Source organism: Methylophilus sp. DMC16, from assembly GCF_056314045.1.
This window is the reverse complement of sequence record NZ_JBQUZC010000001.1, coordinates 1,265,114-1,279,844: the sequence shown is the minus strand read 5'-3', so window position 1 is coordinate 1,279,844 and position 14,731 is coordinate 1,265,114. Positions and strand designations below refer to the sequence as shown.

At 50.3% G+C, this 14,731-nt stretch carries 11 protein-coding genes; 8 read left to right on the top strand and 3 right to left on the bottom strand.

From position 1 onward, the window contains the following. From lysS to ACT53D_RS06085, 8 genes are all read left to right on the top strand, one after another. The gene (gene lysS, locus ACT53D_RS06120) at positions 1 to 1,539 is read left to right on the top strand and encodes a lysine--tRNA ligase (protein WP_476155077.1); all 1,539 of its coding nucleotides are present in this window, start codon (positions 1 to 3) and stop codon (positions 1,537 to 1,539) included. 151 nt (positions 1,540 to 1,690) lie between these two features. Further along, the gene (locus ACT53D_RS06115) at positions 1,691 to 3,151 is read left to right on the top strand and encodes a porin (RefSeq protein ID WP_476155076.1); all 1,461 of its coding nucleotides are present in this window, start codon (positions 1,691 to 1,693) and stop codon (positions 3,149 to 3,151) included. Positions 3,152 to 3,308: 157 nt separating this feature from the next. Beyond that, positions 3,309 to 3,503, top strand: a complete 195-nt coding sequence (locus tag ACT53D_RS06110; RefSeq protein ID WP_476155075.1) for a YezD family protein — start codon at positions 3,309 to 3,311, stop codon at positions 3,501 to 3,503. Positions 3,504 to 3,563: 60 nt separating this feature from the next. Beyond that, positions 3,564 to 5,294: an alginate export family protein gene (locus tag ACT53D_RS06105; RefSeq protein WP_379077771.1), complete on the top strand. Its 1,731-nt coding sequence runs from the start codon at positions 3,564 to 3,566 to the stop codon at positions 5,292 to 5,294. Positions 5,295 to 5,308: 14 nt separating this feature from the next. Continuing rightward, positions 5,309 to 6,316: a sulfate ABC transporter substrate-binding protein gene (locus tag ACT53D_RS06100; RefSeq protein ID WP_379077774.1), complete on the top strand. Its 1,008-nt coding sequence runs from the start codon at positions 5,309 to 5,311 to the stop codon at positions 6,314 to 6,316. 80 nt (positions 6,317 to 6,396) lie between these two features. Then, positions 6,397 to 6,675: a DUF2325 domain-containing protein gene (locus ACT53D_RS06095; protein ID WP_476155073.1), complete on the top strand. Its 279-nt coding sequence runs from the start codon at positions 6,397 to 6,399 to the stop codon at positions 6,673 to 6,675. A gap of 171 nt (positions 6,676 to 6,846) precedes the next feature. Beyond that, positions 6,847 to 8,499, top strand: coding sequence for a putative bifunctional diguanylate cyclase/phosphodiesterase (locus tag ACT53D_RS06090; protein WP_476155071.1), 1,653 nt, complete (start codon positions 6,847 to 6,849; stop codon positions 8,497 to 8,499). Positions 8,500 to 8,745: 246 nt separating this feature from the next. Continuing rightward, positions 8,746 to 10,377, top strand: coding sequence for an EAL domain-containing protein (locus ACT53D_RS06085; RefSeq protein WP_476155069.1), 1,632 nt, complete (start codon positions 8,746 to 8,748; stop codon positions 10,375 to 10,377). Positions 10,378 to 10,401: 24 nt separating this feature from the next. Here ACT53D_RS06085 and ACT53D_RS06080 read toward each other — a convergent pair whose 3' ends face one another. The 3 genes from ACT53D_RS06080 to ACT53D_RS06070 form a co-directional block, all read right to left on the bottom strand. Next, positions 10,402 to 11,721, bottom strand: a complete 1,320-nt coding sequence (locus ACT53D_RS06080; RefSeq protein WP_476155067.1) for a TAXI family TRAP transporter solute-binding subunit — start codon at positions 11,719 to 11,721, stop codon at positions 10,402 to 10,404. A gap of 172 nt (positions 11,722 to 11,893) precedes the next feature. Next, positions 11,894 to 13,807 (bottom strand): family 2A encapsulin nanocompartment cargo protein cysteine desulfurase, encoded by a 1,914-nt coding sequence (locus ACT53D_RS06075; RefSeq protein WP_476155065.1) that lies wholly within the window; start codon positions 13,805 to 13,807, stop codon positions 11,894 to 11,896. Beyond that, positions 13,794 to 14,708 carry a family 2A encapsulin nanocompartment shell protein gene (locus tag ACT53D_RS06070; protein WP_194747048.1) on the bottom strand — a complete coding sequence of 305 codons (915 nt, stop codon included), beginning with the start codon at positions 14,706 to 14,708 and terminating at the stop codon, positions 13,794 to 13,796. The genes ACT53D_RS06075 and ACT53D_RS06070 overlap by 14 nt, the downstream gene beginning before the upstream one ends. Between the last annotated feature and the right edge of the window lie 23 nt (positions 14,709 to 14,731).

Genomic DNA, 14,731 nt, shown 5'->3' with positions numbered 1-14,731 from the left:
ATGACAGCACAACATTCCCACCCAGATAACGCAACTGAGAGCGTGGTTGATGAAAATCATGTGATTGCAGAACGTCGCGAGAAACTACGCTTGCTGCGTGAACAAGCGCAGGCCAGCGAGACGGCCGTTTTCCCTAACGATTTCAAGCCAGAGCATAAAGCCGCCGCGTTGCAGGCCGCATATGCCGAGACTGATAAGGAAACCCTGGACCCTCAAGAAATCCCGGTAGTGGTTGCCGGCCGCATGATGCTCAAGCGCGTCATGGGTAAAGCCAGTTTTGCTACGATTCAGGATAGCTCAGCACGTATCCAACTTTACATTGCCAGGGATGAAATTGGTGAAGCCTTGTATGACCAGTTCAAGCACTGGGACATGGGCGATATCCTTGGCGCGAAAGGCCGGTTGTTCAAAACCCGTACCGGCGAGTTGTCTGTGCATGTCACTGAATTGCGCTTGCTGACCAAGTCATTGCGTCCCTTGCCGGAAAAATTTCATGGCTTACAAGACCAGGAAATCAAATACCGCCAGCGCTATGTCGATTTGATCACCTCGGAAGAAACCCGTGAAACATTCAAGGCCCGTTCCAAAGTGGTGGCAGCGATTCGCCAGTTCATGAACGAAAACGAGTTTCTGGAAGTGGAAACCCCGATGCTGCATCCTATTCCAGGGGGCGCCTCAGCCAAACCATTTATTACGCATCACAACGCACTTGATATGCAGATGTTTATGCGGATTGCGCCTGAGTTGTATTTGAAGCGTCTGATTGTCGGCGGCTTTGAGCGTGTGTTTGAAATCAACCGTAACTTCCGCAATGAAGGCTTAAGCGTACGTCACAACCCTGAATTCACCATGATGGAATTCTACGCCGCCTACACCGACTACCAGTGGCTGATGGATTTTACCGAACAATGTATACGCGCAGCTGCGATTGCGGCTCGTGGCACGGCAGTATTGAGTTATGCGGGTAAAGAGGTCGATTTAAGCAAACCGTTTGAGCGCTTAACTATTCTGGGTGCCATTCAGAAATATGCGCCGCACTACACCGATGAGCAATTGAATGACGCCGAGTTCTTGCGCAAAGAGTTGCTCAAATTTGGCGTCAAGGCGTTTGACCATGCAGGACTGGGCGCATTGCAGCTGTCATTGTTTGAAGAGACCGCAGAAAGCCAATTGTGGCAACCTACTTATATTATTGATTACCCGGTTGAGGTGTCACCACTGGCGCGTGCCTCCGACAAACATCCTGAAATTACCGAGCGTTTTGAGCTCTTTATTACCGGGCGTGAAATGGCCAATGGCTTCAGCGAATTAAACGACGCTGAAGATCAGGCCGCGCGCTTCCAGGCCCAGGTAAAAGCCAAAGAAGCTGGTGATCAGGAAGCCATGTATTACGACGCTGACTTTATTCGTGCACTGGAATACGGCATGCCGCCGACAGGTGGATGCGGAATTGGCATAGACCGTTTGGTCATGCTGATGACTGATAGCCCCAGCATTCGTGATGTGATTCTCTTCCCACACATGCGTGCTGAGACTTAACTCAGCGATGATGTGAAAAAGCCACCTTTAAAGGTGGCTTTTTTTATACTAGTCCGCTGTAAGAAATATGTAAGGTTTGTCATTAAAGTGTCATATTTGTTCTTCAAAATACGCCCCGTTGTTTATAGAAATATTCAATCAGGGAAAATTTATGAATTCAAAATTACACCGCATTTTATCTGCGGCGTTGGCTGGTGGCTTGCTTGCAAGTTTATCACTGACCGCGATGGCAGACTCTACCGTTGATCTGGTGCAAGCACTCGTGTCAAAAGGCGTATTGACTGAAGAAGAAGGCGCCTTGCTCATGAAAGGCCGCGATAACGAAGTTGAAGTCCAGAAGAAAAAAGAAAAGAAAAACTGGACTAGCCGCGTGAATATCCGTGGTTACGTTCAAAACCGTGTGACCAAAATGATTGGTGATGACGGCGATAATCCAAGAAATCCTGTTGATTTATGGTCGGACCGCTCAGTTGGTACAGATTCATCAATCAACCCTGATAAGAATTTCTTGATCCGCCGAGCACGTATCATTGTTTTTGGTGATTATGGCGATCATTTGAGCTACTACATTCAACCAGACTTTGCTTCATCAGCCAGTGGCACTAACAACATTGCACAATTGCGTGATGCTTACGGTGACATCAATATTGATAAAGCCAAAGTACACCGCGTGCGTGTCGGTCAATCTAAAGTGCCTTATGGCTTTGAGAACTTGCAATCCTCTTCAAACCGTTTGGCGATGGATCGTGTTGATGCATTGAACAGTGCGGTTCGCGACGAGCGTGATACTGGTGTTTTCTACTACTACACACCTGAAAATATCCAGGCATTGTTCAAAGAGATTAATGATAAGGGTCTTAAGCACACTGGCAACTACGGTATGTTTGGTGGTGGCTTTTATAATGGCCAGGGAGCTAACCGAAGCGATGTTAACGACAATTATCATGTAGTTGCTCGCGCGACTTATCCATGGAAAACCGAGTCTGGTCAGATTTATGAAGCAGGTATTCAGGGTTATCATGGTCAGTATGCAGTGACTACTGGGCGCTACAATTTCACCGGTGGCGCGGTTGCAAGTTCTGCAACTAATATCAGCTCCAATGGAGGGGTAAGCAGTGGTACCGCTATTCCGTTTATTGATGGTGGTGTGAATGGTGCCAATCGTAATGGTTTTAAAGACGAGCGCGTTGGTGTCAGCTTTATCATGTATCCACAACCATTTGGTTTACAAGCTGAATGGAACTGGGGTACCACACCAGGCTTGGATATCGCACAAAACAGGATTGAAGAAAAGCATTTACAAGGTGGTTATGTACAAGCCATGTACAAAATCGACAATTTCCAGTTCTTGGAAACAAATGGCACTTTAATTCCATTTATTAAATGGCAATATTTTGATGGTTATAACAAAGCCGAAACCAACGCCCCACAAAACCATGTTAACGATTGGGAGTTGGGTCTTGAGTGGCAATTGGCACCAGAAGTTGAAATTATGGCTGAGTATCACCGCATGAAGCGTAACAATCTGGTTACGGGTAATCGTGCTAATACTCTGGATTATCAAAGCTTCACCGCCGATGCTCTGCGTGTACAGGTGCAGTACAACTTCTAACTTTTTCCGTACGAATCTCAAACTCAAATCCCGCAGTGATGCGGGATTTTTTTTACTCCTTATATAGTTAAAAGTAATATAAAAATAACGAATAATTATTTTTTAAAATATAAATAGTCTGAAATAATGCTGTTCATTCAATGTGGTGAGAGGCAGCATGTCTACAGAACAACTCAAAACTGAGAGCGCAGCAGATTCCGCAGTGTTGGCGGTGGTTGCTTCCGCGATCGCTGCGGTACAGCAGGATACTGGCTATGGTTCCATCGAAATCACGATACACGATGGCCGGGTGACGCAAATCGAGCGACGCGAAAAAGTCCGCTTTGATCATCAAACCAAATCCAAAAAGTAATTAATAGTTTAGTAAACACTGACCAGGCCGCTGGAAGTCATTCAATTTCGGGAGAATTACATGCAATTAAAAAAAATGAGTCTCGCACTGGCGACCGCAAGCTTGTGGTGGTTGGGTAGTGGCGTGGCCTTGGCAGAAGAGGCACCGCTTGCAGAGACACAAGTAGAGGATACTGAGCAGCAGAAAAAGATCAAGGCACGCCTTGCAGAGATTAAAGCTGAGGAAAAGGCCGCTGCCAAAGCTGCAAATGGTTATTACGTTGAACGTCGCAGCTATGGCACACAAAAAGAAACAGAGCCACCTCGCTATGTCAGGCAGCTGAATAAAACCTGGCTCAAGGATTACGATTCCTTCGCTGATGTGGATTGGCTGGATATCGGCTTGGAACATCGTGCGCGTTTTGAAAGCCGCCAAAATGACTTCCGTCGTGCACAAGAAAACATTGATGAACCCATTCTGTTGCGTACACGGGCTTACCTGGGCTTGAAGAATATCCTGGATCCTTTCCGTTTTGCAGTGGAGGTGCAGGACTCCCGTCGGAATCACAGCGATTACAACGGTTTTAGCGACCCGCGAATTTCTAATGACCCCAAAGATATCGACCATGCGGACTTCATCCAAGGCTACTTGGAGCTCTATTTTAAAGAGAGCATTTTTGGCAAAGATGATTTAGGCAATAGCCGTCCATTTTGGGTGCGCGGTGGCCGCTTGGCCTGGGAAGATCTGGATCGTCGTCTGATTGCGCGCAACGAGTGGCGTAACACGACGAACTCATTCCAGGGTATACGCGCCAATATCGGTGAAAAGAAAAATGACTGGCAACTGGAAGCCTTCGCAGTGCAACCGGTACAACGGTTTGCTAATCAATTAGATCAAGTTGATCATGCCCAGCACTTTTATGGCTTGGTAGGTGATTGGCGTGGCTGGTCTGAGTACGTCACCATTCAGCCATACTACTTTTACTTGAAGCAGGATGGTAGCAGGGTCAAGTATGACGGCAATGGTGTGGAGTACGCTAATCGTGCCTGGTATAACGCGGTAAGACAGGCACAGGCACAAGTGGATCGCGAAATTAGTACGGGCGGTATTCGCGTTTTCGGCATCTTGCCTGGCACACAGTGGGACTTTGATGTGAGCTATAACAAGCAGTGGGGGCATGTACAACGCTTTGTGACGAGCAGCGCGCAATCACTCTCTTTAGCTAATGGCCGGTATATTACTGTTGATCAAGATGCTTATGCCTACAACGCTGAGGTCGGGTATACCTTTAACAAACATCTTTGGAAACCCCGTTTTAGTGCTTCTTACGGTGTAGCGACTGGTGATCATGTTTCTGGCGGTAGTAGTTCCAGAGACACCTCAGACAATCAGGGCTTTGATCGCTTGTTTGGTTTTGCCCGTCCCTGGTCTAACAATGACTACATTCAAATGAACAATATTCGTGCGACCAAAGTGCGGGCAGAGTTCGATCCTAAAGTCCCATTTTTGGAGAATGTAAAGGTTGATACAGGCTTTAGCTGGTATCGATTGGATGATGCAACCGCCAGCTGGTCTGCTGGGAGTAACTTACAAGATGTCAGTGGTCGCTCTGGGACAGATTTGGGTAAGGAGGTTGATTTGAGAATTCGCTTCCCCTTGAATCAGTACGCCTCACTTAATTTAGGCTACGCACACTTCTGGGCCGGTGATTTTGTCAAAGATGCAATCAAGATTGCTTCAAACAACAATGACCCTACGCGCTCACTGAGCTCAGACTTTTTCTACACAGAATTGACCCTGCTAGGCTTCTAGCTTAAAGGATATACATGAAACTTCATCAAAAAATTAAGCAGCTATTTGTCGTTGCGACCTTCGTTGCCCCGTTGGCAGTTTGGGCGGCCGATGTGAATCTGCTCAATGTGTCTTACGACCCGACGCGTGAGTTGTATCAAGACTACAACGAAGCCTTTGCCAAATATTGGAAAGCCAAGACGGGCGACAACGTCATCGTCAAGCAGTCACATGGAGGCTCTGGCAAGCAGGCACGTTCCGTCATTGATGGCCTGCAGGCCGATGTGGTGACGCTGGCGTTGTCTTATGACATTGACGAGATTGGCAGCAAAGGCCGTTTGTTTGGCCCGGACTGGCAGAAACGTCTGCCGCACAACAGTTCGCCTTATACCTCGACCATTGTGTTTCTGGTGCGTAAAGGCAACCCGAAAAACATCAAGGACTGGAGTGACTTGGTGAAACCAGGCACCTCGGTGATTACCCCTAACCCCAAAACTTCTGGTGGGGCGCGTTGGAATTACCTGGCGGCCTACGGTTATGCGCTCAAGCAAAACAATAACGACGAGGCAAAAGCCAAAGAGTTTTTGAAAAAACTGTTTAAAAACGTGCCGGTGTTAGATAGCGGTGCGCGTGGCGCAACCACGACCTTTGTGGAGCGTGGCATTGGCGACGTGTTGCTGGCTTGGGAAAACGAGGCTTTCCTCGCGCTCAAGGAGCTGGGGCCGGACAAGTTTGATCTGGTCGTGCCTTCACTGTCTATTTTGGCGGAGCCGCCGGTGACTGTAGTCGACAAAAATGCCAAGCGTCATGGCACTGAAGCGGTATCCAAAGCGTATCTGGAATACTTGTACAGTGAAGAAGGCCAGGAGATTGCAGCCAAAAACTACTATCGTCCTACGCTTGAATCTGTGGCCAAAAAATACGAAAAACAGTTCCCTAAAGTCAATTTGATCAAGATTGACGATGCGTTTGGCGGTTGGCAAAAGGCGCAGAAAACACACTTTGCCGATGGTGGTGTGTTCGACGAGATTTACCAGAAGTAAGCATTGAAATTTAGCAGTTCATTTTAGAAAAAGGCATTTACCCAATGCCTTTCTCTTTCTCTACAACAGGAGAATATTGCATGTCAAAAGCATTAGTCATTGGTGGTGACCGTATAGAGGGCATCAAACAGGTGTTGCACGCACAGGGGATTGATAAAATTGATCACTGGACGGGCAGAAAACCCGGCGACGTCAAGCGCGAGTTACCTGTTAACGTCAACGTGATTGTGCTGGTCACCGACTGGCTCAATCATTCCATGATGTACCGCATCAAGCATGTCGCACATAAGCGCGGACTCAAAGTCGTGTATACCCGTAACAGTGCCGATGGCATGCAGCGTGTATTAGAAGCGGCTTGATTCGTGCGTGGTGATTGCGCGCAGCGAGACCAGCTTATTTTAAATCTGCTCTAAATATATCCCCTTTATTGACCGTTAAAACAGGTAAGTTTTAAGGTTTAATGACATTGCTCACACATGTTTTTTAACATGTGCGCAACATTGAGTCGTCAAGGTTTTTAAGGGTTGATAATGAGTCAGAACGGGATTGGCGAGCTGGCAGCGCCACTCAACGAAAACACCACACAGCGGCAGTTTATGCGGCATCGTCTTGTCCGAAAGGTACAAGACAATACGCATTTTCTGGCGATGACCAGCATGGTGTGCGGCTTGTTGGGTTTTCCCCATTATTTGCTGGATGTAGATAACAATATCTGGCTCGCACAGTTGTTGACTTACCTGACCTTTATTCTGGTCAGCTACAATCTGCTGCTCGAAAATGGCCGCAACAACCTGGCCATGTTGACCATGTCGCTGGTGACCATCAGTTTGTTCGTGGTGCAACTGTCACCTTACGCCGCCGATTTTAACGATACTGCCAGCATCTTGCGTGCCTCAGGCCAAACCGGCCTGCATGCGCCTTCCAACAGTTGGGAGTTTATTGCCGGTGGTGTGTTGGCCTGTCTGATTGCGGTCTCCTATCTTTTCCAGCGGCATCATTATGTTGCTGCCAGTCAGGGCATGCTGTGTATTGCGGTCATGATTCCTTTGATTCCGTTGCTAGGGTTGCTCTGCGGCATTGCTAATCCTTATGGTGTGATGTCCCCCCTGACCACCTTGAGCGGCATGCTCTGTGCGTTTGGCTTGCTGGCCAAGCAGGCGTCGCACCCGCCCATGAGTTACCTGTTGCTGATGGACGATACCGGTAAGCAGATTCGCTCCAGTATCTTGTTGTTAAGTATCTGCGCCATTTTGCTGGCCAGGGCCGGCGTGATGTTTGGTGACAATATGCGCGGGTTGCCACTTGTGGTGCTGGTTTCCTTGATCGCCATCGTCTATACCCTGTCGGTGACTTACTATCATCAGGGGCAGGTCAGCGAAAAGGTGCTGCCCGCAACCGATATGGATTTCGCCAGCCAGGTCGAGACCGCGCTGGATAATCAGCAGTTTTTTATGATGTATCAGCCGCAGGTCGATTTTAAGACGGGCAAACTGAAAGGGGTGGAAGCATTGGTTCGCTGGCGCCATCCTGAAAAAGGCATTATTTCCCCGGAGAAATTCATTCGGGTGGCTGAGTTGACCGGGTTGATTGTGCCGTTGGGCAAATGGATCATGCAAACGGCCTGTGCACAGGCCGCTCAGTGGAAGGATCATCCGGTGCTCGGCAAGATAGAGGTGTCTGTCAACGTCTCTGCATTGCAACTTAAGTCTGGCACTTTGGTAGAAGAGATCATGCAGATTCTGCAAGACACCGGGCTCTCGCCAGAACGGCTGGTGATTGAGTTGACCGAAAGCTCTTTTGTACAGGATGACGGCGAGAATGCGCGTCTGATGCATCAGCTCAAAGAAGCAGGCATCAAACTGGCGATTGATGATTTTGGGACTGGCTATTCCTGCCTCTCTTATTTGCGTGATATTCCGGGCGATTATCTCAAGGTAGACCGTTCATTCGTGATGGAGCTGCCTGGTCACAATAAAGCAGAAGCCGTGATTCAGGCGATCGTCAGCCTGGGCAAAAGCTTGGATTACCGCATTATTGCCGAAGGGGTAGAAACCCAGGCACAGGCTGATTTCCTGAAGTCAATCGGCTGCGATATTGTGCAAGGCTTTTTGTATGCCAAACCCCTTGAAGCCGATGCGCTGCCACAATGGGTCTCTGTGGCACAACCTGAAACGCTCACCTGATTTGCATTGACTGATCATGACTTGACCTCCCATGGTCAGGACTTTTTCCCTCGTTTAGCTTGCTTCCATTCTGCTATAAAAACTATCTGTTTTATAGCGAATCACTCATGAGTATCAATTAATTTGATATAAAGAGTAGAAATGTGCCATTTTATTTTACTTTGGTATCCATTCGTTTCGCCTATAGTGAATGACATGGCCTGTGCCCGCACAGGATCAGAATAGATCAAGATTAGGGGGAGCACTATGTCAGTTTCCAGTATTGACTGGTCTACTGAGCGTCATCACGCAACTTCAACACAGCAGTTATACATGCGGCACCGGTTTTTAAGAACGGTGCAAAAGTTTGCTCCTTGGCTGGCAATTGTCAGTATTGTCACTGTGTTGTGGGGACTACCATTTTTGCCAGTACACTCTGCGGCAAGCCTGTTTTTAGTGCAAAGCAGTGCGTACCTGATCTTTATGCTCGCCAGCCTGGGGGTGGTGTACCAGACCTGGCATGAAAAGCGCGTGATTGGCGTCCTGATCCTGATTGTCGCTGCCGGTTTTCTGTGCCAGCTCTATCTCAGAAGCAGTGTCCTCTCATTCAACAACGGCTGGGCGACACTCGTCACATTCTCCAGTGACCAGCAGGGCAATATGGTTTTTGATCTGGGCATGGCCTTGTTGGTGTTGCTGGCAGCGGTGTTGCATCATCGCCATTTCAATCGCGCCAGCCAGGTCTTGCTGAGTATTGTCGTTTTGATGCCGGTCACCGGATTGCTGGCCTGGGCTTATCGTATCCCGGACGCTTACGGTCAGCTCTCACTGTTGACCACCATTGGTGGCTCGCTGTGTGCGGCGGCCTTGCTGGCAAGGCAGATCACCGCTACCCCCATGAGTTACCTGTTATTGCTGGATGACACTGGCAAACATCTGAGATGGATCGTCTGCATCTTGATTACATCTGCGATTGTTTTGGGAGGGGTGGGTGTTTTTTTTGATAACGATCTTCGCCTGACGCCCATCATTATCACTGCGGCACTGATTTTAATCATCATTGTGATGACCTTGACCTATTATCACAAAGGGGTGATGCATGAGCAGGTGTTGCCCCCAGAAGACCTGGCTTTTGCCAGTGAACTGGAGGCTGCGATTGCGCAAGAAGCGTTTTATCTGGTGTATCAACCGCAGCTGGATTTTGAGACCGGCAAACTGGTGGGCGTTGAAGCCTTGATTCGCTGGCAACATCCCGAGCGTGGGGTCGTGTCGCCGAATCAGTTTATCGGTGTGGCCGAGTTGACCGGGCTGATTGTGCCCATGGGTGCCTGGGTACTCAAAGCCGCGTGTGCACAAGCGGCCTCCTGGACTACCGGTGAATTGAGTCGGGCCAAAGTCTCGGTCAACGTCTCCCCCTTGCAGTTAAATACTCCCTGTTTTGCCGAGTACGTGTTGCTGGTACTGCAAGAGACTGGCCTGGCGCCTGAGCGCCTGGTAATCGAGCTGACCGAGAGTGCATTTATTCATGCCGACTGCACGGGCAACGAGCGCCTGCAAAAACTCAAACAGCACGGCATTAAACTGGCGATTGATGACTTTGGCACCGGTTATTCCTGCCTGGCTTATTTGCGTGATATTCCGGGGGATTACCTGAAAGTGGATAGGTCTTTTGTCAATGACATTCCGGGCAAAGAGCGCTCAGAGGCGGTGATCAGTGCCATTGTGGTCTTGGGCAAAAACCTGCATTACCAGATTGTGGCCGAGGGGGTGGAAACCGAAGCCCAGGCAGATTATCTGAAGGCGCTGGGCTGTGATTTTGTGCAGGGCTTTTTATATGCCAAGCCGATGACCGCACAGGCCTTGCAAGACTGGATGCGCAATCGGGCAGACCTTGCCTGAGCTTTGCACGTTTAAGGCTTGTGCCTAAAACGTGCGCTGATTAAGTTTGGAGCGAACCAGCTCAATATGCGCACGCAACTCGTAGGCATATTGTGAAAAAGGCACCGGTAGCTTGACGTTGACCACCTTGGTTTCAATTTCATTGAGTTTATCCAGGCACTGACGGACATCTTCAGCCGATTTGATCTCTTGCAGCTGGGTATCCAGAAAGCGTAGCTCGCCGTAATAACGGAACAGTTTGCGCTTGACCAGCCACACATACACCATCGGGATAATTTTGGTGAGCGGGATCAGCAACGCCAACAAAGGCAAAATCACAATCAGCGTGCGATTAACAAAGGTGGCTGCCCAAAATGGCAGGTATTTATCAATAATCGGCAGGCCGGATTTGTAGAAATTCAGCGCCTGCGTGCTGATCGGAAAATCCGTATCCTTGGCAGAAGGGAATTCTCCCTTGCCGTTAAACATGCTTGGGCCACCATGCACTTCGGCAATCACTTTCATCATCAGGTAAATCAGCGCCGGATGCATGCCGTCCTTGATCACCAGCGTCGCGGTTGGCGCCACCAGATGCACATCGTGGCTGGGAATATTGCGCGCCAGGTCCATGGCGCCTTCTGGCAGCACCAGGTGATGCATAAACGCAAACTTGCGTGAAAAGGCTTCAGCGGTGTCCATACTTACCATGGTCAGATGCTTGTCTGCAATGAGCTCGCGGACCAGGCTGGAGTTGGCAACATCCACAAAAAAAGCGGCATCGAGCTTGCCTGACTGCAGGGCCGCCACTGCTTCTTCGGCACCTATGGTGACCAAGGTGCTGTTGCTGGCATTGATGCCACTTTCCGAAAGCAGCGTGTTGGCCAGAAAATGACTGCCACTGCCTGGATAGCCGACGCCGATGCGTTTGCCTTTGAGGGCCGATAAATGGGTGGTTTCGGTTTTGCCGCGGCAAAAAATCCACACCGGCTGGTAGTACAGGCTGCCCAATGACAACAGTGAGCCTGCGCCTTCACTATGCGCCATGCCATCTTGAATGAATGCAATATCTACGTTGGAGTCAGGGTCCTTGAGCAAACGCAGGTTTTCATCATCCCCTGCCGTTTTGCGTATCTGCAGATGAATGCCTTCTTTTTTAAGATAGACGCCATAAATCGCGGCAAACGCATTGTAATTGAGGTCCGCTTCACCGGTGGCAATCACAATATTGCGTGGGGGCGCAGGGTCTATGAATTTGTAAGCAAAAAACAGTGCCAGGCAAATGAGCAGGAAGGAGGGGAGCGTGGCTTCCAGCATTTCGCGGGTGAAGATGGCGGTAAATTTGTTGTTGCGCGGATCAAATTTCATCGGTTATCTGGCGTCTGGTTATGGAAATCACACTCACAGCGAGCTGTGCATTGCGATTCTACAGAGGCTTGCCGCGAATGTCACAATCTTGGCGGGCAACATAAAAACAATCCCCAGCCTTGGCAACGCGCACGCTGCACTGGCAGGGGATGAGCTATGTTACGCGGCTAGACTAGGCGTGATAGGACGCCAAGCGCTGTAATACCGCAATCATGCGGTCGATTTCATCATAAGTGTTGTAAAACGCCAGTGAAGGCCGTACGGTGGTTTCAACGCCAAAGCGACGCAAAATCGGCTGTGCACAATGATGGCCAGAACGCACGGCGATGCCTTCTTCATTAAGCGCTGCGCCTACCTCTTCGCTTTGATAGCCCTTGAGTGCAAAAGACAGCACACTGGCTTTATGTTTGGCTGTCCCGATCAGACGCAGATTGGGGATCTGGCACATGGCTGCTGTGGCATACTCCAGCAGGGCATGCTCATAGGCGGCGATATTTTCGATGCCTAGACGTTCCACATACTGCAAGGCGGCACCTAACCCTACCGCATCGGCGATATTACCCGTGCCTGCTTCAAACTTGGCCGGGGCCGCGTGATACACCGTTTTTTCAAAGGTGACATCTTGTATCATGTTGCCGCCGCCTTGCCAGGCAGGCATGTCTTGCAGCACATCGGCTTTGCCATACAAGGCACCAATGCCGGTGGGGCCAAAGATTTTGTGCCCGGAGAACACAAAAAAGTCAGCATCCAGCGTTTGTACATCGGTCCGCATATGTGACACCGATTGCGCGCCATCCAGTAGCACTTTTGCGCCCGCCCTGTGAGCCATTGCAATCATTTCCTGAGCAGGCGTGACCGTCCCCAACGCATTTGATACCTGGGTAAATGACACCAGCTTGGTTTTTGCCGTCAGCAGTTTCTGGTATTCCTCCAGCAGAATCTGGCCACTGTCATCCACCGGGATCACTTTCAGTACCGCCCCCGTTTCCTGACACAATTGCTGCCAGGGCACGATATTGGCGTGATGTTCCAGATGTGAGACCACAATTTCATCGCCTTGCCCCAGATGTTTTTTGCCCCAGGTTTTTGCGACCAGGTTAATCGCTTCCGTGGTCCCGCGTACAAAAATGACCTGATTCACCGAGGGCGCATTGATAAAACGACGCACGGTTTCCCGCGCTTCTTCATACGCATCCGTCGCGCGCGCGGCCAGCGCATGGGCGGCCCGGTGAATATTGGAGTTTTCGTGCTGGTAAAAATAACTCACGCGGTCGATGACCACTTGTGGTTTTTGCGTAGTCGCCGCATTGTCAAACCAGACCAACTGGCGGCCATTCACCCGCTCATTGAGGATGGGAAAGTCACGCCGTACCGCATGCACATCAAATGCCGGATGCGCAGAAGCCGGCAGGCTGCCCGTCAACCCGGGTTCGGCCTGCAAAAAGTAAAACGATTGCGCGCCGGCTACCGGCGGTTTAGCCGCAGTTTGGGAGGAGGCCGCAGACGGTGGGGACTGTATTGCACCCGCCCCCAGCCAGCGATCCAGCTCCTGCTGGTAAGGAATATCAATGCCCGTCCCGGCAAATGAGCCAGGGGTCAGAAAAGCAGCCTCGGGCTGCAATACATTCAGGTGGGCCGGATGGTTATGTAACGGGTCGCTACCCAAGGCTTCAATGCCAGGCACATACGTGAGCTGCTGAGCTTGCGCCTGCTGGGTGACGGGTTGCGCCTGCGTTTGCGCATAACTCGGTGAGGCCACACCACCTGTGCCACCCACATTGACCAGCTTGGTGGTCAATGAGTCAGTAGGCGGGACAGATGGCTGTGGGGCATGCGCAGCCGCCAACGATTGCGCCAGGTCTGCTGCCGCAAACGGTGCCGTCGCCGGAAACCCTTCAGCGTAGAGATCGTTGACCAGTTGCGTCAGCGTGGCGGTATCCAGCACACCTGTGTTTTCCAGTTCGCGTCCTACACCCAGCGCAGCAGTCATCTTGGGATGCTCACCCGGCAATGAGGCCAAGATGGCCTCAGGCTCAAAACTGGCGCCATCAGTTAAAGTCAAGCCGAATGAATTACTTGTAGTCATAGTAATGATCAACTCCGACATCTTCCAGGACGGCAATCGCGTCTTCGGTCAGCACGGCCAGTGAGCAATACAGCGAGACCAGGTAAGAAGCAATCGCTTTATGGTTGATGCCCATAAAACGTACTGACAGGCCCATGGTTTGCTGGCCTGGCAAGTTCGGTTGATACAACCCGATCACGCCTTGCTTGCTCTCGCCTACACGCAGCAGCAGGATTTTGGATTTGCCGTTGACGATAGGCAGTTTGTCGCTAGGAATCAGCGGAACGCCACGCCAGGTCAAGAACTGTGAGCCGAATAAGGAAACGGTTGGGGGTGGCACGCCACGGCGGGTGCACTCACGGCCAAAGGCGGCAATTGCTTTCGGGTGCGCCAGGAAAAACGCAGGTTCTTTCCAGACTTTGGTCAGCAGCTCATCCAGGTCATCCGGTGTTGGGTAACCATTACGGGTTTTGATGGTTTGTGATTTGGCCACATTGTTGAGCAGGCCGTACTCTTTGTTGTTGATCAGTTCGCTTTCCTGGCGCTCTTTGACTACTTCAATAGTCAGGCGCAGTTGCTCTTTGATCTGGTTGTGCGGGCTGCTATACAGGTCAGACACGCGGGTATGCACATCGACCACGGTATTCACCGCGTTTAGCACATATTCACGGCCCCATTCTTCATAATCGACAAAGGTTGCTGGCAGTTCTTTTTCATCTTTGTTGGAGCAGTCGACAGTAATGGCGTTGGGGTCTTTGGCCTTGTTGACACGGTAAATACCGGCTTCAACGGGTACCCAGTTGAGCAAATGCACCAGCCAGCGCGGGCTGATGGTGCTGAGCATGGGCACCGATTTGGTAGCATTGGCAAGCGTGCGGGCAGCGACATCGCCCAAAGCGCTCTGAAAAGGTTGTTCTGACATAAGGTCTCCTTAAAGTGCAACTA